Origin of the sequence: Bordetella genomosp. 10 (assembly GCF_002261225.1) — a bacterium.
Taxonomy (GTDB): Bacteria; Pseudomonadota; Gammaproteobacteria; order Burkholderiales; family Burkholderiaceae_B; genus Bordetella_C.
Genome location: NZ_NEVM01000002.1, coordinates 1,009,405 through 1,028,914, shown reverse-complemented (window position 1 = coordinate 1,028,914; position 19,510 = coordinate 1,009,405). Strand labels below are relative to the sequence as shown.

The 19,510-nt window shown below is 68.2% G+C and carries 20 protein-coding genes; 12 read left to right on the top strand and 8 right to left on the bottom strand.

What is annotated here, in order from left to right; genetic code table 11:
* Window positions 1-32 precede the first annotated feature (32 nt).
* From CAL29_RS13930 to CAL29_RS13910, 5 genes are all read right to left on the bottom strand, one after another.
* The gene (locus tag CAL29_RS13930; protein WP_094853581.1) at window positions 33-1,631 is read right to left on the bottom strand and encodes a GMC family oxidoreductase; all 1,599 of its coding nucleotides are present in this window, start codon (window positions 1,629-1,631) and stop codon (window positions 33-35) included.
* A gap of 16 nt (window positions 1,632-1,647) precedes the next feature.
* On the bottom strand, window positions 1,648-2,265 hold the full coding sequence (locus tag CAL29_RS13925) for a tat (twin-arginine translocation) pathway signal sequence (RefSeq protein WP_094853580.1): 618 nt from the start codon (window positions 2,263-2,265) through the stop codon (window positions 1,648-1,650).
* 82 nt (window positions 2,266-2,347) lie between these two features.
* Window positions 2,348-2,746, bottom strand: coding sequence for a VOC family protein (locus CAL29_RS13920; RefSeq protein WP_094853579.1), 399 nt, complete (start codon window positions 2,744-2,746; stop codon window positions 2,348-2,350).
* Window positions 2,747-2,758: 12 nt separating this feature from the next.
* On the bottom strand, window positions 2,759-3,337 hold the full coding sequence (locus tag CAL29_RS13915) for a DJ-1/PfpI family protein (protein ID WP_094853578.1): 579 nt from the start codon (window positions 3,335-3,337) through the stop codon (window positions 2,759-2,761).
* Window positions 3,338-3,530: 193 nt separating this feature from the next.
* A complete protein-coding gene (locus CAL29_RS13910; protein WP_256977448.1) occupies window positions 3,531-4,511 on the bottom strand; it encodes a Bug family tripartite tricarboxylate transporter substrate binding protein in 981 nt (326 codons plus the stop codon).
* A gap of 230 nt (window positions 4,512-4,741) precedes the next feature.
* On the opposite strand from CAL29_RS13910, the gene CAL29_RS13905 reads away from it, so the two are divergent.
* The 9 genes from CAL29_RS13905 to CAL29_RS13865 all read left to right on the top strand — a co-directional run bounded on the left by CAL29_RS13905 (window position 4,742) and on the right by CAL29_RS13865 (window position 14,507).
* Window positions 4,742-5,575 (top strand): CoA transferase subunit A, encoded by an 834-nt coding sequence (locus CAL29_RS13905; protein WP_094853577.1) that lies wholly within the window; start codon window positions 4,742-4,744, stop codon window positions 5,573-5,575.
* Entirely contained in the window at window positions 5,568-6,299 is a 732-nt protein-coding gene (locus CAL29_RS13900; protein ID WP_094853576.1) for a CoA-transferase subunit beta, read from the top strand. Before CAL29_RS13905 ends, CAL29_RS13900 begins: the two co-directional genes overlap by 8 nt.
* Before the next feature lie 42 nt (window positions 6,300-6,341).
* On the top strand, window positions 6,342-7,868 hold the full coding sequence (locus tag CAL29_RS13895) for a class I adenylate-forming enzyme family protein (protein WP_094853575.1): 1,527 nt from the start codon (window positions 6,342-6,344) through the stop codon (window positions 7,866-7,868).
* Between the two features lie 71 nt (window positions 7,869-7,939).
* The gene (locus CAL29_RS13890) at window positions 7,940-9,103 is read left to right on the top strand and encodes a CaiB/BaiF CoA transferase family protein (RefSeq protein ID WP_094853574.1); all 1,164 of its coding nucleotides are present in this window, start codon (window positions 7,940-7,942) and stop codon (window positions 9,101-9,103) included.
* The gene (locus tag CAL29_RS13885; protein ID WP_094853573.1) at window positions 9,100-9,843 is read left to right on the top strand and encodes an enoyl-CoA hydratase/isomerase family protein; all 744 of its coding nucleotides are present in this window, start codon (window positions 9,100-9,102) and stop codon (window positions 9,841-9,843) included. Before CAL29_RS13890 ends, CAL29_RS13885 begins: the two co-directional genes overlap by 4 nt.
* 85 nt (window positions 9,844-9,928) lie before the next feature.
* A complete protein-coding gene (locus CAL29_RS13880; protein ID WP_094853572.1) occupies window positions 9,929-10,687 on the top strand; it encodes an IclR family transcriptional regulator in 759 nt (252 codons plus the stop codon).
* Window positions 10,688-11,074: 387 nt separating this feature from the next.
* The gene (locus CAL29_RS13875; RefSeq protein ID WP_094853571.1) at window positions 11,075-12,412 is read left to right on the top strand and encodes an MFS transporter; all 1,338 of its coding nucleotides are present in this window, start codon (window positions 11,075-11,077) and stop codon (window positions 12,410-12,412) included.
* The gene (locus tag CAL29_RS13870) at window positions 12,409-13,428 is read left to right on the top strand and encodes a histone deacetylase family protein (RefSeq protein ID WP_094853570.1); all 1,020 of its coding nucleotides are present in this window, start codon (window positions 12,409-12,411) and stop codon (window positions 13,426-13,428) included. The genes CAL29_RS13875 and CAL29_RS13870 overlap by 4 nt, the downstream gene beginning before the upstream one ends.
* A gap of 95 nt (window positions 13,429-13,523) precedes the next feature.
* Complete coding sequence (locus CAL29_RS13865) at window positions 13,524-14,507, top strand: LysR family transcriptional regulator (RefSeq protein ID WP_094853569.1); 984 nt, start codon at window positions 13,524-13,526, stop codon at window positions 14,505-14,507.
* A gap of 50 nt (window positions 14,508-14,557) precedes the next feature.
* Here CAL29_RS13865 and copD read toward each other — a convergent pair whose 3' ends face one another.
* Entirely contained in the window at window positions 14,558-15,469 is a 912-nt protein-coding gene (gene copD / locus CAL29_RS13860; protein ID WP_094853568.1) for a copper homeostasis membrane protein CopD, read from the bottom strand.
* A 49-nt stretch (window positions 15,470-15,518) separates the two neighbouring features.
* The gene (copC, locus tag CAL29_RS13855) at window positions 15,519-15,881 is read right to left on the bottom strand and encodes a copper homeostasis periplasmic binding protein CopC (RefSeq protein ID WP_094853567.1); all 363 of its coding nucleotides are present in this window, start codon (window positions 15,879-15,881) and stop codon (window positions 15,519-15,521) included.
* Window positions 15,882-16,159: 278 nt separating this feature from the next.
* On the opposite strand from copC, the gene CAL29_RS31600 reads away from it, so the two are divergent.
* A complete protein-coding gene (locus CAL29_RS31600) occupies window positions 16,160-16,318 on the top strand; it encodes a hypothetical protein (protein WP_179284017.1) in 159 nt (52 codons plus the stop codon).
* Window positions 16,319-16,321: 3 nt separating this feature from the next.
* Here CAL29_RS31600 and CAL29_RS13850 read toward each other — a convergent pair whose 3' ends face one another.
* Window positions 16,322-17,221 (bottom strand): LysR family transcriptional regulator, encoded by a 900-nt coding sequence (locus CAL29_RS13850; protein WP_094853566.1) that lies wholly within the window; start codon window positions 17,219-17,221, stop codon window positions 16,322-16,324.
* Between the two features lie 128 nt (window positions 17,222-17,349).
* Between CAL29_RS13850 and CAL29_RS13845 the strand changes: the two genes are divergently transcribed.
* On the top strand, window positions 17,350-18,447 hold the full coding sequence (locus CAL29_RS13845; protein WP_094853565.1) for a mandelate racemase/muconate lactonizing enzyme family protein: 1,098 nt from the start codon (window positions 17,350-17,352) through the stop codon (window positions 18,445-18,447).
* 64 nt (window positions 18,448-18,511) lie between these two features.
* The gene (locus CAL29_RS13840; RefSeq protein ID WP_094853564.1) at window positions 18,512-19,501 is read left to right on the top strand and encodes a Bug family tripartite tricarboxylate transporter substrate binding protein; all 990 of its coding nucleotides are present in this window, start codon (window positions 18,512-18,514) and stop codon (window positions 19,499-19,501) included.
* Window positions 19,502-19,510: the final 9 nt, after the last annotated feature.

The following is a 19,510-nucleotide window of genomic DNA, read 5'->3' as shown; positions in this document are numbered from 1 at the left end:
CGTCCGGGGGCCGGCCGCCCTGGCGGTCCCGCTCAGATCGCCCGCTGCTTCATCTGCCCGGCGATATAGTCCGCCTGCCGCATCGCCAGCGTGACGATGGTCAGCGTCGGATTCTCCGCCGCGCCGGTGGTGAACTGGCTGCCGTCAGACACGAACAGGTTGGGAATGTCGTGCGCCTGCCCATGCCGGTTGACCACCCCGTCTTCCGGCCGCTCGCTCATCCGCGCGGTGCCCAGGTTGTGCGTCGACGGATACGGCGGCACGCGGTACACGTCCACGGCGCCGGCCGCCTTGTAAAGCGCCTCGGACTGCCTGAAGGCATGCTCGCGCATCGCATTGTCGTTGGCGTGGTCGTCGAAATGGACGTTGGCCACCGGCAGGCCGTACTGGTCCTTCAACTCCTTGTCCAGCGTCACCCGATTGTCCGCGCGCGGCATGTCCTCGCCGACGATCCACAGGCCGGCGGTGTAGGCATACTGGTCCATCGCGTGGGTGAAATCCGCGCCCCACGCGCCGGGCTTGAGAAACGCCGCGTAGAACGGCAGGCCCAGCGAAATGGTCTCCAGGTGATAGCCGCCGGCGAAACCGCGCTTGGGATCGTGGCGGGCTTCGTCCTCGACGATGCCGGCCATGACCGTCCCCTTGTACATATCGACCTTGTCCTTGAAGGTGGCGTACACCGAGCCGGTGGTGTGGCGCATGTAATTGCGTCCCACCTGGTCCGACGTATTCGCCAGGCCGCGCGGGAACTTGGCCGAATGCGAGTTCAGCAGCAGGCGCGGCGTCTCGATCGAATTGCCGGCCACCGCCACCGCCCGCGCCTTCTGCCTTTGCAGCTTGCCCTGGGCGTCGTAATAGACGACGGCGTTGACGCGGCCCCGGTCGTCGTGCTCGATGCGCGCCACGTGGGCCTCGGTGCGCAGCTCCGCGTGTCCGGTGGCGATGGCGCGCGGCAGCTCCGTGTACAGCGTGGACCACTTCGCGCCGAATCTACAGCCCTGGAAACAGAAGCCGCGCTGGTAGCAATGGGCCCTGTCGTCCTGCGGCACGCTGTTGATGGCCATGTGACCCGTGTTGACGTGCTTGTAGCCTATCCTGGTCGCGCCGGCGTGGAAGATCTTGAAGTTGTTGTTGCCCGGCAGGCCCGGCGCGCCGTTGGTGCGGGTCACGCCCAGCTTCTTTTCCGCCCGCGCGTAGTACGGGTCGAGCTCCTCGCGCGTCAGCGGCCAGTCCAGCAGCGTCGCGCCCGGAACGTCGCCATAGGTGGTGCGCGCCTTGAACTCATAGGGCTGGATGCGCAGGCTGGCGCCGGCCCAGTGCACCGACGTTCCGCCGACGGTCTTGCAGATCCAGGCCGGCAGATTGGGAAAATCCTTGGCCAATTGATAGGACCCCGACGACCGGCGCGGATCCAGCCACGCAAGCTGCTGGAAGGAGCCCCATTCGTCGGTAAGGAAATCGGCGCGCGTATGCAGCTTGCCGGCCTCCAGGATGACCACGTCCACGCCTTGTTGCGCCAATTCGTTGGCCAGGGTGCCGCCGCCCGCGCCCGAGCCGATGACGACCACCACCTTGTCGTCGTCCAGGGCGAAGGTCTTGCCGTGCTGGCCTTGCAGTTCAGTCTCTGACATGTCTTTTCTCCTCGAATCAATTCGCCGGAACCGGGCCGCTGTCCTGCGGCGGCGGATCGGGGAGCCAGGCCAGGTCGTTGAAGCCCGTGAGCAGGTAGCCGCCGTCGCCCGCGTTGGCGCCATAGCCGAAATGCGCATAGGCCAGGGGATTGGCGTACAGCGCCACCACGGCGGTCGAGCGCACGGTTTCGAAGAACGGCGTGCCGGCGATCGCGGCCGCGTCCTGGTCCTTGTCCGCGGATGCCCGCTTGAGCCAGTCGCCCTGCCCCAGGCCGTCGAGTTTGCGCACGCCCTCCGCCAACTGCGTCTGCACGGCGGGGTCGGCGGCCGCCTTTTCGTCCAGGCTCTTGACCACCAGCGCATAGACCGCGTCGTCCAGCGTCGCGTGCGGATAAATGCGCCGGGTCAAGGCCAGCAGCACGTCGCCCTGGTGGGTGTCGAGGCGCTTGAGCGCCAGCGCCCACGCCCGGCTGGGGGCGAAGGCGGCCAGCGTGGAGGACAGCGCCAGCGTGCCGAACAGCACGCCCGTTCCCTTCAGCCATTCGCGCCGGGTGAGCGCAATGCCGGCGGGCCGGGCCGGACCGTCGCCGTGCCGCGTCTCGGCGACGGCGAGCGGAATCGTCGTTGATTTCATGTGTGTCTCCTTCCTCTACCGGGTGAGTCCCGGATTCTTCGGTCGTTGCGGAACGCGGTGCGCCGGGCCTGCCGGCGCGCCGCTACCGGTAATGTCCATGCCGTTCGAGCACCTCCACCTTGTAGCCATCCGGATCGAGGATGAAGAAATAGCGCGCCAGCAGCGTGCCGTCGTCCGCATGGAATTCGCGCAGGTCGTTGGGCGTATGGCCCTGGCCGACGAGGCGTTCGCGTTCTGCCCTGGCGTCATCCACCACGAAGGCCACGTGGCCGTAGCCGTCGCCGTGGGTATAGGGCTCCTCCCTGCCCTTGTTCCAGGTCAGCTCGATTTCCGCTTCGCTCTCGTCGTTGCGCAGGTAGACCAGCGTGAAGTCGTCGAAGTCCAGCCTGTGGCTGGTCTTCAGGCCGAACACGCCTTCGTAGAACGAGAGCGAACGATCCAGGTCGCGCACGCGGACCATGGTATGTATGAGTTTCGCCATGCCGCCGCCCGTTCAGTGGCTGATGCGCGTGCCCAGCAGCGCGAGGAATTGCGCGATCCAGTTGCTGTGCGCGGTCCAGGCCGGCGCCGTGACGAACTGGCCGTCGGTGATGGCGTCGGGCCAGCCCAGTTCGACGTACTCGGCGCCGGCCAGCCTCACCTCCGGCGCGCAGGCCGGATAGGCCGAAATCTTCCGGCCCTCGATGACGCCGGCCGCGGCCAGCAGTTGCGCCCCGTGGCAGACGGCGGCGATGGGCTTGCCGGCGCGCGCGAATTCCCGGACCAGGTCCAGCACGCGGTCGTTCAGGCGCAGGTATTCCGGCGCCCGCCCGCCGGGAATCAGCACGGCGTCGTAGGCGGCGCTGTCGACGCCGGCGAAGTCGGCGTTCAGCGTGAAGTTGTGCCCGCGCTTCTCGCTATAGGTCTGGTCGCCCTCGAAGTCGTGGATCGCGGTACGGATCTGGTCCCCGGACTTCTTGTCCGGCGTCACCACATCCACGACGTGGCCGACCGCGCCCAAGGCCTGGACGGGGACCATGAGCTCGTAGTCCTCGACGTAATCGCCCGCGAGCACCAATATTTTCTTGGCCATGACTCTCTCCTTTCTGTAGGAATAAGGCGGTGGTACGGCCACCGTGGAGAGAGTCTAGGCACGCTGCGAGGCGAGCGGGTAATAGCAGGTTAAATTGCCATTAAGGTTTTCACTAGTTCGATGTCCCGGGAGAGACGGCGGCGGAGCGCGATTCCCTTGCGCCCCGCCGCTGCCTGTCCCAAATGCCGGGTATCTAATGCCTGGTATTTAATGCCGGGCGGAGCGGCGCACCACTTCGCCCCAGGTCTTGATTTCGCGCGCGATCGTCTGGTCGGTGGCGGCCGGCGAACCGGGCGTGGCGACGGCGCCCAGCTTTTCCGCCCCCCTGCCGCACCGCCGGCAGCTTGCCGGCCTGCTGCATCGCCAGCGACATCTTTTCTATGGCGGCGGGCGGCGTCCCGGCCGGCGCCAGCAAGGCATACGTGGTCGCCACCGCATACCCCTGCACCCCCGCCTCCGCGAAGGTGGGCACGTCCGGAAGGCTGGGCACGCGCGCCGGGGCGCTGACGGCCAGGATGCGGATCTTGCCGCTCCCGGCTTGCGGAATCAGCGCCGGCAGGGTTTCGATCACCATGTCGATCTGGCCGCCCAGCAGGTCCGTGACCGCCGGGCCGCTGCCGCGATAGGGCACGTGCAGGATATCCGTCCCGGTGACCTGCTTGAACAGCTCGCCGGCCATATGCTGGGAACTGCCCGTCCCCGCCGATCCGAAGGTCAGCCGGCCGGGCCGCTGCTTGGCCAGCGCCACCAGTTCGGCCAGGTTATGCGCCGGCACCTTGGTGCTGACGGCCAGCGCCATGGGCATGGTGATCGCCACCGACACGCCCTTGTAGTCCTTGGCGAAGCTGTAGTTCTGCTTCTCCAGCATCGCGGCGTTGATCGCCAGGCTGCCCAGCGCGCCCATCAGCACGGTGTAGCCGTCGGGGGGCGCATGCGCGACATATTCGGCCCCCAATTCGCCGCCCGCCCCGGCCTTGTTCTCCACCACCACCGACTGCTTGAGATAGTCGCCCATATGTTGGGCATAAAGCCGCGCCGCCACGTCGGTGGCGCCGCCCGGCGGATACGGCACGATCATCCGGATGGGCCTATCCGGCCACTCGCCCGCGTGGGCCGCGCACATCCAGGCGGCCGCCGCCGCCACGAGTACGCCTCGTGCAAACCTGCGCATCATTGTCTCTCTCCGTTTTTCCGCCTTTGGCGGTTTTTATATTCCCAATATATAGGATTTAATTCCTATATATGGCTTAACAAGAATTCCATACGATGCTATTCTGGTCAAGAGAAAATCCGCTGTGCCCTTAAAAGGGTGAGATTCGACTATCAATAAATGAGACATGCACGAGGGACGGCCAGCCGGCGGCGGCACGGCGGGCCTTCCTCCAGGAAGGAGATACGCAAACCATGACTTCCGGATTCAACGGCCAGGACAAGCAGCTCGCGCTGGCGCAACTCGCGGCATTGGTGCCGGACGGCGCCTCCGTGGCGCTGGGCGGCAGCTTCCTGCACCGGGGCCCCTTCGCCTTCGTGCGCGAACTCATCCGCCAGCGGCGGCGCGACCTGGAAATCATCAAGCAATCGCCGGGCTACGACATCGACATCCTTTGCCGCGCCGGCGCCGTGCGCAAGGCGCGCGCGGGCATCGTCGCCATGGAAGGCAATTTCGGCCTGGCGCCGTGGTACCGCAAGGCCGTCGAACAGGGCCAGATGGTGCTGGAAGAACACGCCTGCGCCACGCTCACCGCGGGACTGCGCGCGGCCGCTTTCGGCGTGCCCTACATGCCTTGCGGCGGCCTGCACGGCAGCGACCTGCCCGCGCTCAATGGCTGGGCCAGCGTGGAGGATCCCTACGGCAGCGGCCAGCGTCCCTACCTGATTCCCGCCGTCAAGCCGGACTTCGCGGTGTTGCAGGTCACGGAGATCGACCGGCTGGGCAATGCCCGCGTCCACGGCACCTCGCACTGGGACCGCATCATGTCGCGCGCCGCCGGCAGCGTGCTGGTGGTGGCGGAAAAAATGGTCGACACCGCGGTCTTCGAGGCGCAGCCCGAAGCGACGCTGCTGCCCTATTTCATGGTGCAGGCCTATACCGTGTTGCCGGGCAGCGCCTGGCCGGGTTCCTGCACGCCCTGCTACGACATCGACTATCCCGCCGTCGAACGCTATATGGACACCAGCCGCAGCCTCGAAGCCCACATGGCCGAAGCTCCCGAAATCCGGGAGGCCTCCCATGCCTGAATTTTCGCCGTTCGCCCACATCGTGCTGGGCCTGTCCCGTTTCATCCGGCCCAATGAAATCACGTTCAGCGGCGTGAACTCGACGCTGCCGATGCTGGCCTGCCTGGTGGCCAAGCGCGCCTACGATTTCGACTACGTCTATATCAACGTGGCCGGCGGCGTCGACCCGCGGCCCGAGCATATTCCGCTGTCCAGCTCGGATCCCCAACTGGCGGCGCATACCGCGTCGATCTTCGCCAACGAGGATTTCTACGACCTGTGCACGCGCGGCCGCATGGACCTGACCTTTCTCGGCGCGGCGCAGATCGACGGCGAGGGCTCGGCCAACAATTCGTGCATCGGCGACTGGCACCATCCCAAGGTGCGGCTGCCCGGCGGCGGCGGCGGCGCCGTCATGCTGCCCACGGCGCGGCGCGCCTGCACCTGGCGCACCGAGCACTCGCGCCGCACCTTCGTGCAGAAGCTGGATTTCCGCACCTCCTGGGGCGGTTTCCACGGCATCGCCACGCCCATCGCCATCTTCGTCAAGCGCGATGGCCGGCTGGCGCTGCAATCCTGGCATCCCGACGCCAGCCTGGAGGAAGTGCGCGAGCGCACGGGCTTCGAATTCGACGCCACCGGCGCTCAGCCCACGCCCCTCCCCACCGCGCGAGAACTGGCGGCGCTGAAGGCCGTCGATTCCGACGGCGCCTTCGAACGCGACGCGGCCGTCAAGCTGCGCTAGAAGCGGCCGGCGCCCGCTGCCGACGAACCAGGAGAGCCCTGCATGGCCGACCCCCGCAATCTGCCGGCGCTGTGGCGCAGCGTCTGGCAGGATCCCGAGCGCCGCGACCATCCGGCGCTGATCACCGAACAACGGCGCTGGAGCTATGGCGAACTGGACGACGCCGTTCGCCGGCTGGCCGGCGCGTTCCGCCGCGCCGGCGTGGCGCGCGGCGACTATGTGGCCCTGGCGCTGGAGCGCGGGCCGGGCCAGGTGCTGGCGCTGCTGGCCGCGCTGGTGGCCGGGGCCTGCCCCTGCCCGCTCGAGCCGCGCCTGGCGGCCGAGGAAACCCGGCGCCGCGTCGCCGCGGTGGGCCTGCGCTGGATGCTGCATGACGCCGGCCATGCCGCGCTGGCCGAGGCCGGCGGCATCCCGCCGGAACGGCGCCTGGACCTCGACGGCCTGCCCGCGGGCGACCCGTATTGGGACGAGACCCACGCGGCGGACGATCCGGCCCTGCTGCTTTTCACGTCCGGCAGCACCGGCAAGCCCAAGGGCGTGCTGCAGGCGCATCGCGGCGTGCTGCTGAACGCGCAAGGGGTGGGCGCCCACACGGGCTTGCGGCCCGACGACGTGCTGTTGCACGTCATGCCGCTGCACCACACCAATGCCGTCAACAACCAGATCTTCGCGCCGCTGGCCCGCGGCGCCACGGTGGCGCTGGCCGGACGCTTCCGCGCCGAGGACATGCCGGGCCTGCTGGCACGCTTCCGCCCGACGCTGATGACGGGCGTGCCCACCATGTATTCCCGCATGCTGGAGCAGACCTTCGATCGCGCGGCGCTGGCCGGGCTGCGCATGGCGCGCTGCGGCTCGGCGCCCATCACGCCGGCCCTGCACCGGGAAATCGAAGCCTTCATGGGCTGCCCCCTGGTGGTGTCCTATGGCTTGTCGGAGGCCACCTGCACGTCAACCATCAACCCGCCCGCGGCGCGGCGCATCGGCACGGTGGGAACGGTGCTGCCCGGCCAGCGGGTGGCGCTGCTCGACCCCGAGGGCCGCCCCGTGGCCGAGGGCGCCGAAGGCGAGGTCTGCATCGGCGGCGACATATTGATGCTGGGCTACCTGGGCCACGACGGCGACAGCCCGGTGCGCGACGGCTGGCTGCGCACCGGCGACCTCGGCCGCTTCGACGCCGACGGTTATCTCAGCATCACCGGCCGCATCAAGGACGTCATCATCCGCGGCGGCGAAAACCTGTCGCCCCGGCAGATCGAGGACGTGCTCTGCCGCGAGCCGGCGGTCGCCGCCTGCTGCGTGGTGGGACGCGCCGACCGGGACCTGGGCGAAGTCCCGGTGGCGGTCATCGTGCCGCGCGCCGGCGCCGCGATCCCGGACGGCGACGTCCTGCGCGCCCGGGTGCGCGAGCAACTGGGCCGCATCTACGCGCCCGAAGCCGTCTACGTCAGCGCCGCGCTGCCGGAAAACGCCGTCGGCAAGGTGGATCGCAAGGCGGTGGCGCAATGGGTGCGCGACCGGGATGAGGCGCTCGGGATAGGTGCTATCCTCAACGAAACGCAACACATCTGAAAATCTGGGAATCGAATCCTGATATCAAGGATTCACTTTCCTACATATGCATATAGCGGGATATCAAAGCCATGAAACACACCGCGGCCTTGGCCGGAGTGAAGGTCATCGAAATCTGCAACGTCGCAGCCGGGCCGTTCTGCGGCATGCTGCTGGCCGACATGGGAGCGGACGTCGTCAAGATAGAGCATCCCGAGGGCGGCGACACGCTGCGCGCGTGGCCGCCCCTGAGCGAGGGCTATAGCGAGAACTTCGCCTCGCTCAACCGCAACAAGCGCTCGGTCACGCTGAACTTGAAGGACCCCGCCGACGTGGCGCGCGCGCGCGAGCTGGCCGCCGGCGCCGACGTCCTGCTGGAGAACAACCGGCCCGGCGTCATGGCGCGTCTCGGGCTGGGGTACGAAGACCTGGCCAAGCTCAACCCGCGCCTGGTCTATTGCTCGATTTCCGCCTACGGGCAGTCCGGGCCGCGCGCGCAGGAAGGCGGCTTCGACCTGACCATCCAGGCCATGAGCGGCATCATGAGCGTGACCGGCGAGGCCGGCGGCGCGCCGGTCAAGTGCGGCGTGCCGGTGGCGGACTTCACCGCCGGCCTCTATGGCGCGTTCTCGATCGCCTCGGCGCTGCGCGTGGCCGAGGCGACGGGCCAGGGCACGCACCTGGACGTTTCCATGCTGGGGGTGACCATGGGCATCGCCGCGCTGCAGACCTCGGAATATTTCGGCAGCGGCAAGGATCCGCAGAAGCTGGGATCGGCGCATCCGCGCAACGCGCCCTACCAGGCCTTCCGCTGCCGCGACGGCTACTTCGGCATGGCGGCCGGCAACAATGCCCTGTGGAAGAGCGTGTGCGCCGTCGTCGGGCGGCCCGAGCTGTTCCAGGACGAGCGCTTCCTGGACACGGGCCGGCGCGCCCGCAACCAGGTCGAACTGCGCGACCTGCTGGAAGCCATCTTCGTCCTGGAGGACGGCGCGACGTGGCTGGCGCGCTTTCGCGAGGCCGGCGTGCCCTGCGCGCCCATCAATACCTATTCCCAGGTGCTGGCCGACCCGCAAGTCGAACATATGGGATGGGTCCAGCCGCTCGAGCTGCCCAACGGCGTGAAGACGCGCACCTTCGGCGCGCCGGTGCGGATCGCCGGCCAGACCCTGCCCATCCGCAGCGCCCCGCCGGCGCTGGGCGAACACAACGCGGAAGTACTCGGCGCGCAGGCCGCCAGGGAGACCGCGCAATGACCGCCGGCGCGCAGGACCGCGACGGCGGTCTGGTGCGGGTCGAGCACCGCGAGCACGCCACCCTGATCACCCTGGACCGGCCGGAGAAGATGAATGCCCTGTCTGCCGGCCTGGTGGAGGCGCTGATCGCGGCGGTCGACGAGGCCCATGCCCGCCGCAGCGATCTCATCGTGCTGCGCGGCGCCGGCCGCAATTTCAGCGCCGGCTTCGATTTCGGCGGCTACGAGGAACAAAGCGAGGGCGACCTGCTGCTGCGTTTCGTGCGCATCGAACAACTGCTGCAGAAAATCGCCACCTCCCCGGCCGTGACGCTGGCCCTGGCGCACGGCAAGAACTTCGGCGCGGGCGTGGACATCTTCGGCGCCTGCGCGCTGCGCGTGGCCACGCCCGGCGCCGCCTTCCGCATGCCCGGCCTGAAGTTCGGCCTGGTGCTGGGCACGCGGCGCTATGCGGGCATCGTCGGCAAGCAGGTGGCGCGCGAGGTCCTCACCCGCACCCGCGTGTTCGACGCCGAGGAAGCCTTGCGGCATGGCTTCGCAACCGAACTGGCCGCGGCCGAGGAGCACGACGCCTGCATCGCCCGGGCGCTGGAAGCCGCCCTGGCCCTGGCCCCGGCGGCGCGCGCGCAACTGCACCAGGCGCTGGCGCCGGACACCCTGGACGCGGACCTCGCCAGCCTGGTCCGGTCGGCGGCCGAACCCGGCTTGAAGCAGCGCATCCGCGCCTATCTGGGAGCCTGATGCAAACGTGATCTTTCCGTCCGTCCGGCGCCGACGCGGCCTCTGCCGTGTGGTAAGTTAGCCGTCCCAATATTCGGGAATTGATATGGACAAGACACTGCTCAAGGGACTGATGGTGCTGGAGGCGGTCACCGACGTCGACGCCCCGCCCCAGACCATCGACGCGCTGGCCGAGCGTGTCGGGCTGACGCGCAGCAACACGCATCGCACCCTGCAAACGCTGATGCACGCCGGCTACGTGACCCGGAACGACGACGGCAGCGGCTACCGCGGCGGCATCCGCCTGTTCGAGCTGGCCGCGCGCCAGTTGGGCAAGCTCGACGTGCGCCGCCTGGCCACGCCCTACATGCGGGAACTCGCCGGCAAGACCGGTGAAACCGTGCACCTCTCGGTGCTGGACGGCATGGACGTGGTCTATATCGACAAGATCGACAGCCCCCAGCCCATCCGGGCCTATTCCATGGTGGGCGGCCGCGCGCCCGCGTACGCCGTGGCCACCGGCAAGGCCCTGTTGGCCTTCCAGCCGGACGGCTATCTGGAAAGCCACGCCGGCAAGCTCGACAAGCATACGTCCGCCACCCTGACCTCGCTGCCGCGCCTCAAGGACGAATTGCGCAAGACGGTCCGCGCCGGCTACGCCATCAATCGCGGAGAATGGCGCGACACCGTGGGCGGCATCGCGGTCGCCATCTTCAACGCGCTGGACGACCCGGTCGCCGCCATCGGCATCTCCGGCCCGCTGGACCGCTTCACCGCCGCCAAGATCAAGCAATGGGTGCCCGAGGTCCAGGCCTGCGCGCGGGCGATTTCGGCCTTGCTGGGTCACCAGGACGAATTGGTCTAGCCCGCCGGCCCGGTCCGGCAATTGCCGTTGCGGCGCCGCCCTGCCCGACGGCGCTGCCCACGCGCTCGACAAAGGTGCGAAACCGGGGCGCGTCTTCCAGATATGTCATGTCCCGTTCCAGGAAACAGGGATACGACAGGGATACGCCGACTTCATGGGAAGTTCCTGAATCCTATCATTCAGGAATAGACACCTAAAAAATAAACTTGAAAGCCGTCATTCCCCTGCCAGCCGGCCCCGAAATCCAAGGGTTCACCCCTATAAACAAGGGTTATCCCTCATAAATCTGGTGAATGGCAAAAATAAGAAAACAGAATTTTTCTTCTGGCGGACGGCGGGCGTATAACGGTGGCCTCCCACACCTCAACCCACTTCGAGAGACAAGACATGAGGGGAAATGCCGCCACCGCCTCGACCGCGCACCAACCGGTGCGCGCCTCGGCCGCCGCCTTCGTCGGCACCATGATCGAATGGTACGACTTCTACATCTACGCCACCGCCGCCGCCCTGGTCTTCGGCAAGCTCTTCTTCCCGTCGGCGAACGGCTTCTACGGAACCCTGGCCTCGCTGGGCACCTTCGCCGTGGGCTTCTTCGCCCGGCCGCTGGGCGGCGCCCTGTTCGGGCATATCGGCGACCGCATCGGCCGCAAGAAATCGCTGGTCATCACCATGCTGATGATGGGCCTGGTGACCATTTTCATCGGCCTGCTGCCGACCTACGACAGCATCGGCATCTGGGCGCCGGTGCTGCTGGTCCTGCTGCGCGTGGTGCAGGGCATCGCCGTCGGCGGCGAATGGGGCGGCGCGGTGCTGATGGCGGGCGAGCATTCGCCCGACAAGGACAAGCGCGCCTTCTTCGCGTCCTTCGCGCAACTGGGCAGCCCCGCCGGCCTGATCCTGTCCACCGTGATGTTCAAGATCATGACCGGCCTGGGCGACGCGGCCTTCCTGAGCTGGGGCTGGCGCGTGCCCTTCCTGTTCTCGGCCGTGCTGCTGGTGGTCGGCTTCGTCATCCGCCTGAGCGTGAATGAATCGCCCGACTTCCTGCGGGAACGGGAAGCCCAGGCCAAGCGCGGGCCGGCCACGCGCGCGCCGCTGGTGGAAGTGCTGACCGGCGCGCCCGGCATGCTGGCGCTGGCGGTGGGCGCCAACGTGCTGGGCATCGCCGGCTTCTACTTCACCAACACCTTCATGATCGCGTACACCACCCAGTACCTGCACATGAGCCGCGCGGTGATCCTGGACTGCCTGCTGGTCGTGTCCATCATGCAGTTCTTCATCACGCCGTTGTCGGCCTGGATCGCCTACCGCATCGGCAACCTGCGCTTCCTGGCCATCACGTCCTTCCTGTCGCTGTTCACGCCCTACGCCATGTTCGCGCTGGTGGACCGCGGCTCGCTGGCCGCCATCACCGCCGGCGTCGCCATCGCGGTGCTGTTCATGAGCGCGTTCTACGCGGTGGTCGCCGGCTACGTCAGCGACTGCTTCCCCACCCGCATCCGCTATACCGGCATTTCCATGGCCTATCAGTTGTCGGGCGCCATCTTCGGCGGGCTGACGCCGCTGGTGGGCACCATCCTGGCGGAGAAATTCAAGGGCGACTGGATGCCGCTCGCCCTGCTGTTCACGATCATCTCGCTGCTGTCGCTGCTTTCCGTGCTGGGCCTGAACGCCAAGCGCCGGCAAGGCAGCGCCGCCTTGCACTTTGGGAGCAACCAGGCATGAAGGCCTATTTTCACGAAGACCAGAAACTGCATCATCCGCAGACCTATTTCTCGCGCGGCAAGATGCGCACCCCGCAGGAAATCCCGGCCCGCCTGGACGGCCTGGTCGGCGCGGCCCGCAAGCTGGGCTTCGACGTGCAGGCGCCGGCCGACCACGGCGCCGGCCCGATTTCCGCGGTGCACTCGCTGGACTACCTGCGCTTCCTGCAGGACGCCCACGCCATGTGGAAGCAGTTGCCCGGCGACTGGGGCGACGAAGTGGTGTCCAACGTGTTCGTGCGCGAGCGCAATGCCCTGCGCGGCGTGCTGGCCCAGGCCGCGCGCTACCTGGCCGACGGCAGTTGCCCGGTCGGGCCCCACACCTGGCAATCGGCCTACTGGGCGGCCCAGTGCGCCATCGCCGCCGCCGAGGACCTGCTGGCCGGCCAGCGCCAGTCCTATGCCTTGTGCCGGCCGCCCGGCCACCATGCCCGCCGCGACGCGGCCGGCGGCTTCTGCTACCTGAACAACGCCGCCATCGCCGCGCAGCACCTGCGCCGCAAGTTCGGCAAGGTGGCGATCCTGGACACGGACATGCACCACGGCCAGGGCATCCAGGAAATCTTCTACGAGCGCGACGACGTGCTCTACGTCTCCATCCACGGCGACCCGGAGAACTTCTATCCGGTGGTCACCGGCTTCGAGGACGAACGCGGCGCCGGCGCGGGCTACGGCTACAACATCAACCTGCCCATGCCGCACGGCTCGCCGGAATCGGTGTTCTTCGACAAGCTGGCGCAGGCGCGCAAGGCCATCGCGCTGTTCCAGCCCGACGCCCTGGTGCTGTCGCTGGGTTTCGATATTTTCGAGAAGGACCCGCAGGCGATGGTCGCGGTCAGCGAGGACGGATTCGAAAAACTGGGACGCGCGGTCGGCGAGTTCAAGCTGCCGACCGTCATCGTGCAGGAAGGCGGCTACTATATCGAAGGGCTGGAATCCAACGCCACCCGGTTCTTCACCGGCCTGGCCGCCGCTTGATCCCCACCGACGGGGCGCGCGGGAGGGATGACGGCCCGGACGGCTCCCGGGGCTACGCCGGCCGGGAGCCGACGACCGACCTCCCGCGCGATTTCATGGCATTGGCATCTTCTTCGAATCGACCCGCCTCCTCGCTGCCGCTGGTGCACGAGCGCATGGACTGGAACCTGCTGCGCACCTTCATGTTCGTGGTGCAGGAACGCGGCATCGGGCGCGCCGCCGGCGTGCTGCACCTGAGCCAGCCGGCCGTCAGCCAGGCGCTCAAGCGGCTGGAGGACGCCGTGGGCGGCCTGCTCCTGCACCGCCGCAACGGCGAATTCCGGCTGACCGGCCTGGGCGAGGAAGTCTATGCCATCGCCCGCGACATGTACGGCACCATGGCGCGCATCGAGACCGCGGCGCTGCAGGACCAGGACACCGCCGAAGTCGCCGGCACGCTGCGCCTGCTGGTCATGAGCCGCGTGCAGAGTTCGGCCTATGACGACTTCCTGGCGCATTTCCACCGCCGCTATCCCCGCATCGAATTCCAGATCGACGTCCAGCAGAGCGCCGCCATCCTGGACGCCCTGACCAAGCGCGTGCCGGCGCTGGGCATCTGCCTGTGCCGCAAGCCGGTGGAGTCGCTGTACCGGCGCCTGTTCCTGCGCCATCGCTACGCGGTTGTCTGCGGCCGCCACCATCCGCTGTTCTCCAAGCGCCGCGTGGTGATCGAAGACCTGATGGACCAGAATTTCGTCTGCTTCGCCAGCGACCAGATCGGCGACACGCTGTCGCCCTTGACCATCTTCCGCGACCAGCGCGGGTTCACCGGCCGCATCGTCGGCACCTCGCCGCATATCGAGGAACTGCGCCGGCTGGTGGTGGCCGGCGTCGGACTGAGCTTCTTTCCCGAGCACCTGATACGCCAGGACATACTCGGCGGCGAATTGCGCCGCCTGCCGCCCGAAGAAAGCGTGGCCGAGATCGACGTCTTCCTGACCTGGCACAAGCAGCGCAAGCTGACCGCGCCGGAACAGGCCTTTCTGACCGCCTTCGAGCGTTTCCTGAATCGCACGCCGCTGGAATCGCGGGCCAATTGACCGGCGGCGCCGGAATCATATCGCCGCTTGCGGGATCTCCCCGCCAGGAATCAGGACATGGGCCCAGGCGCCATCAGCCCCAGGCATCCCACGACCGCCAGGGCCAAGGCGCCCAGCGCCAGCTCCGCGACGGAATTGCGGCGGATGCGGGCCAGGGCCTGTTCGCGCGCCGCCCGCAGGCGGCGTATCCAGCGATAGCGATTGACGATGGCCAGCAAGGTCATCGCCAGCGCCAGCAGTATCTTCAACAGCAGCAGGCGTTGATAGGCGGCGCCGATGTCCAGTCCCGCCGGCGCCACGATCATCCAGGCATTGACCGCCCCGCTCGCCAGCAACAGGGCGACGGCCACGTGGCCGGCCGTGGAGAAGCGCATCAGGGCGCGGCCCGCCGGCGCGCGCGCATCGGGCTGCTCCCAGGCGCGCAGGCAATGCAGGAACACGGGCAGCGCGCCGAGCCAGAAGCCGGCGGCCAGGCAGTGGATGAAGTCCGCCAAGGCATGCACCATGCCCGCGCCGCCCTCCTGCATGGCGGCGTGGCCGCTGAGGCACAGCGGCGCCAGGGCCAGGGCGGCGACCAGGGCCTGCCAGGCGTCCCGCGAGACCGGCGCGCCCTCGCCTTGGGGCGCCGACCGCACCACGGCGAGCAATACCAGCACGCCCAGCACGCGCAACAGCCACGCCTGTCCATAGCGCGTCTGCCAGGCGACCGTGCCCAGCATGGACGGATCCAGCATCGCATGGGGATCGCCGGCAATGGAGGCCGTCTGCAAAGGCAGCAACAGCAGGACGGACACCACGCCAAGGACGGCGGCGGCGAGCATGAGCGTGCGCAGGCGCGCCCGCGCGGATTGCGCCAGGGATGGGCTTCCGACCATCGCCAGCATGGCGCTGGCGCCGAACAGCAGCAAGCCGCTGGCATAGGCGATGAAACGGCTGGCGGCGAAAACGGCGAACAAGGACATCACCGCGGCGTCAGCGCATGGGCGGCATGACCGGGCGCCACGACGGCCATTACGGCTTCACCGTGAAAGACCAATCGCCTTGCGTCTTGTGGCCGTCCTTGGAAAGGGCTTGCCACTTGACGGTGTAGGCCCCCGCCGGCAAAGGCGTGGCGACGGGCAGGACCAGGGTCTTGTCGTCGCCCGGCGCGGGGGCGGCCTTGGCGCCGTCCACCGGCTTGCCCGCCGCATCGACCAGCGTCAACGACGAGAACGCGGGCTCCAGGCCTTCCGTGAAGCTGGCCGTGACTTGCGCCGGCGACGTCTGCACCACCGCATCCTTGGCGGGACTCGACTGCTTCAAATGCGCGTGCGCCCACGCCATCTGCGGCAGCGCGGCAAGCAGGGCGACGGCCAGGGCGGTTCTATGGGACATGGGAGGCTCCTGACGAATGTTGGATGTTGGGATGTGGGATGTTGAAGATGGGATGTTAGATGGCGATACACACCGCCTGATCGAGAAACCGTTAGGACAGCGGCGACGGTCTAAGATTCCAGCCTACACGAAATGCCGGCCGGGCCTGCTGCTTGCTAGGCAGTTGCTTATGCCGTCCGTGTAGCATGGCCAGCGGCCGGCGCGGCAACGCCGCGATGCCGCGGGCCTGGTCTTACAACGATCTGACATCACAACGATCTGACACCAAGAGCGCCCCTATGACTCGTATCCTTATCGCCTCTCTGCTCCTGCCCGTCTTCCTGCTGACGGGCTGCGTCGTCGAACGCGACCATCACGACTACGACCGGCGCGACCGCGATTGGCATCATGACCACGACGCCCCGCCGCCGCCTCCGCCGCCTTCCTACCGTTACTGATCCTCAAGCGCGCAGGCGCAGCCGCGCCTGCGCAAGCAAGCCGTCCCGCAGGCTCTGCGCCGCCGCGCTCATCGCGCGGTCGCGCGGCCACACCAGGGCCAGCGCCGGCTCCTCCACGTCCAGCAGGTGGCGCGCCGCCAACCCCTGGCGCCGCGCATAGTGCGCGCCCAGGCTCTCGACGATGGCGACGCCCAGCCCTTCCGCGGCCAGCGCGCAGGCCGCCGACGATTGCACGACTTCGATGATGGGCCGGTAAGGCAATCCGCGCGCGTCCAGCGCCTGCCGGGTCGCCCGGCCCGCCGGCAAGGCCGTGGCGAGCACGATAGGTCCCGCCTCCGCTACCTCCTCCAGCGCAAGCGTCTTGCGCCGCGCCCACGGATGATCGCGCCGCAAGACCGCATACAAGCCCAAGGGTCCCAAGGGCTGGCTGGCGACGCGCTGGTCGGTCTCGGGCGAGCCGATGAGGATGCCCAGGTCGATGCGATGGTCGACCGCCATTTCGATGATGTCCAGCGCCGTGCCGGCGCGCACGGTGACCGCCACGGCGGGATGCGCGCGCCGCATTCCGGCCAACGCCGCCGGCAGCAGGCTGGACGCCGCGATGGCCACGGCGCCCACGGCCAGCCGCGCCTGCGCCCCCTGCCGAATGTCGCCGGCCATCCGGTCCACCGCCTCCAGGCCCGCCAGGGCATTGAGCGCCTCGGGAATCAAGGCGCGGCCCTGGCTGGTGAGGCGCAGGCGCCGGTGTTCGCGGCTGAACAGGGCGAAACCCAGGCGCACTTCCATGTCGCGCAGCAAGGCGCTGGCGGCGGGCTGCGTCATGCCCGAGGCGGCCGCGGCCGCCGTCACCGTGCCATGCAGGTACATCGCGCGCAGCAAGGTGAGCTCACGGCGGCTGATCATATGAAAACCATATGGAAATAGTCAGATTATCTATTTGACCATATGGTGGGACGCCGCAAGAATGCCGGCCATATCGACCTATCCCAACCCCTATCAATCCCATACCAACGAAAGGCCGTCCCTCCTCCATGCCCGCCAACGCCATCGTCTCCGTTGAGTGCATTCCCATGCGCCTGCCTTTCCATCACTGGAGCCCGCCGCCCCTGTTCGCCGGCCGGCCGCGCGACAAGCTGGACAGCGCCCTGGTGCGTGTGCGTACCGAGGACGGCGCCGTGGCCTGGGGCGAATCCTATTGCGTGGAACCACGCGCATTGACGGCGATATTCGAAACGCTGATCGAACCGCTGGCGCGCGGCAAGGACGGCGACGACGCCACCCTGCTCCCGACCATGCAGCGTGCGCTGCACAATCTGGGACGGTCCGGACCGGTGGTCCATGCGCTGGCCGGACTCGATATCGCTTTATGGGACCTGCGCGCCAAGCGCGCCGGCGTCCCGCTTCATGAATTGCTGGGCGGCAAGCGGCGCGACCGCGTGCGCGTCTATGCCTCGCTGCTGCAGTATTACGGCGATGCCGGCAAGCTCGATGCGGTGACCACCCGCGCGCTGAACGAGGGCTATACGGAGATCAAGCTGCACGAGCGCACCGCCGACGCCCTGGCCGCCGCGCGGCGCGCCGCCGGTCCCGGCGTTCCCATCATGGTGGACACCAACTGCGCCTGGCTGCCGGACGAAGCGCCCGCCGCCATCGCCGCCATGGCGCCCCACGATCCGTTCTGGATCGAGGAACCGCTCTGGACGCCCGAGGACGACCGCGCGCTGGCGCGCTTGAAGGAGACCTGCGGCATCGCGCTGGCCGTGGGCGAAAATGCCGCCAATGCCCTGGCCCTGGAACGCATGGCCGAGGATGCCGTCGTGCAGTACGTGCAGCCCAGCGTCATCAAGCTGGGACTGAGCGCCGCCTGGCGCATCGCCCAACGCTGCGGCGACGGGCCGGTCGCCTGCGCGCCGCAGGTGGCTTTTTTCGGCCCGGGCTACCTCGCCAGCCTGCATCTGATCGCGGCGCAGCAAAAGGAAGTGGCGCTGGAGCGCCTTTATGTCGAATTGGCCCACGTGCCTTACGGGCTGAGCGTACCCATAGAAAAAGGCTGGGTGCGGGTGCCGGACGGACCGGGCCTGGGCGCCGACCCGGAGGCCGCGTTGGCGGCCGGCCAATACAGCCACTAGCCACTAAAACGCCCCTGCGCAGGCGCCGCATCCCGGCGCCTGGAGTCTGGAGCCTGGAGACGATATGAATCCGCAACGCCGTCAATTCTTCTCGCGCGCCGCCGGCCTCGGCATGGCCGCCGCGCTGCCCTGGGCCGCCCCCGCCCGCGCCGCCGCCTATCCCGACAAACCGGTGCGGTTCTACGTGCCCTATCCACCCGGCGCCGCCACCGACACGCTGGGCCGCATGGCCGCGCAGGTGTACGGCCAGCAATTCGGCCAGACCTTCGTGATCGAGAATCGCGGCGGCGGCGGCACGACCATCGGCACGCGCGCGGTCGCGACGGCGGCGCCGGACGGTTATTCGATCGGCATGGTCGACTCGGCCTTCACCATCAATCCCGGCCTGCTGGGATCGAAGCTGCCCTATGACACGCTGAAGGACTTCGCGCCCATCTCGCTGATGGCGACCGCGCCCTTCGTCATGGTGGTCAACCCTTCCGTGCCGGCCCACGACCTGGCGTCCTTCCTGGCGCTGGCCAAGGCGCAACCCGGTTCATTGTCCTTCGGATCGGCCGGGGTCGGCAGCGCGCCTCACCTGGCGGGCGAACAGCTCAAGCAGGAAGCCGGCGTGCGGGTGCTGCACGTGCCCTATCGCGGCGGCGGCACGGTCTTCACGGACCTGCTGGGCGGCCAGGTGCAATTCGCCTTCGCCACCGTTCCCACCCTGCTCGAATACATCAAGGCCGGCCGCCTGCGCGCGCTGGCGGTGACCACGCCCGAACGGCTGCGGCAGTTGCCCGACGTGCCGACCTTCCGCGAAGCCGGTCTTCCCGGCGTGGACACGACGCCCTTGTTCGGCCTGGTGGCGCCCGCGGGGACGCCGGACGGCATCGTCGACCGACTGTCCTCCACGCTGGGGCAATCGGTGCGGCAAGGGGAATTGCATGAGAAGCTGACCGGCCTGGGCTTCGATCCGGTCGGCAGCACTCCGGCCGAATTCGAACAGCGGATACGGACGGAAGTGGCCAAATGGACGGCGGTGATCCGGAAGGGAGGCATCAAGCCCGAGTAGTGCCGCCAC

Excerpts from the sequence above, each read along its gene's own strand:
- CAL29_RS13905 (WP_094853577.1), top strand. The coding sequence starts at position 4,742 with ATGACTTCCGGATTCAACGGCCAGGACAAGCAGCTCGCGCTGGCGCAA.
- CAL29_RS13880 (WP_094853572.1), top strand. The coding sequence starts at position 9,929 with ATGGACAAGACACTGCTCAAGGGACTGATGGTGCTGGAGGCGGTCACC.
- CAL29_RS13885 (WP_094853573.1), top strand. The coding sequence starts at position 9,100 with ATGACCGCCGGCGCGCAGGACCGCGACGGCGGTCTGGTGCGGGTCGAG.
- CAL29_RS13910 (WP_256977448.1), bottom strand. The coding sequence starts at position 4,511 with ATGATGCGCAGGTTTGCACGAGGCGTACTCGTGGCGGCGGCGGCCGCC.
- CAL29_RS13900 (WP_094853576.1), top strand. The coding sequence starts at position 5,568 with ATGCCTGAATTTTCGCCGTTCGCCCACATCGTGCTGGGCCTGTCCCGT.
- CAL29_RS13875 (WP_094853571.1), top strand. The coding sequence starts at position 11,075 with ATGAGGGGAAATGCCGCCACCGCCTCGACCGCGCACCAACCGGTGCGC.
- CAL29_RS13920 (WP_094853579.1), bottom strand. The coding sequence starts at position 2,746 with ATGGCGAAACTCATACATACCATGGTCCGCGTGCGCGACCTGGATCGT.
- CAL29_RS13925 (WP_094853580.1), bottom strand. The coding sequence starts at position 2,265 with ATGAAATCAACGACGATTCCGCTCGCCGTCGCCGAGACGCGGCACGGC.
- CAL29_RS13895 (WP_094853575.1), top strand. The coding sequence starts at position 6,342 with ATGGCCGACCCCCGCAATCTGCCGGCGCTGTGGCGCAGCGTCTGGCAG.
- CAL29_RS13870 (WP_094853570.1), top strand. The coding sequence starts at position 12,409 with ATGAAGGCCTATTTTCACGAAGACCAGAAACTGCATCATCCGCAGACC.
- CAL29_RS13840 (WP_094853564.1), top strand. The coding sequence starts at position 18,512 with ATGAATCCGCAACGCCGTCAATTCTTCTCGCGCGCCGCCGGCCTCGGC.
- CAL29_RS13850 (WP_094853566.1), bottom strand. The coding sequence starts at position 17,221 with ATGATCAGCCGCCGTGAGCTCACCTTGCTGCGCGCGATGTACCTGCAT.
- copD (WP_094853568.1), bottom strand. The coding sequence starts at position 15,469 with ATGTCCTTGTTCGCCGTTTTCGCCGCCAGCCGTTTCATCGCCTATGCC.
- copC (WP_094853567.1), bottom strand. The coding sequence starts at position 15,881 with ATGTCCCATAGAACCGCCCTGGCCGTCGCCCTGCTTGCCGCGCTGCCG.
- CAL29_RS13865 (WP_094853569.1), top strand. The coding sequence starts at position 13,524 with ATGGCATTGGCATCTTCTTCGAATCGACCCGCCTCCTCGCTGCCGCTG.
- CAL29_RS13890 (WP_094853574.1), top strand. The coding sequence starts at position 7,940 with ATGAAACACACCGCGGCCTTGGCCGGAGTGAAGGTCATCGAAATCTGC.
- CAL29_RS13845 (WP_094853565.1), top strand. The coding sequence starts at position 17,350 with ATGCCCGCCAACGCCATCGTCTCCGTTGAGTGCATTCCCATGCGCCTG.
- CAL29_RS31600 (WP_179284017.1), top strand. The coding sequence starts at position 16,160 with ATGACTCGTATCCTTATCGCCTCTCTGCTCCTGCCCGTCTTCCTGCTG.
- CAL29_RS13915 (WP_094853578.1), bottom strand. The coding sequence starts at position 3,337 with ATGGCCAAGAAAATATTGGTGCTCGCGGGCGATTACGTCGAGGACTAC.
- CAL29_RS13930 (WP_094853581.1), bottom strand. The coding sequence starts at position 1,631 with ATGTCAGAGACTGAACTGCAAGGCCAGCACGGCAAGACCTTCGCCCTG.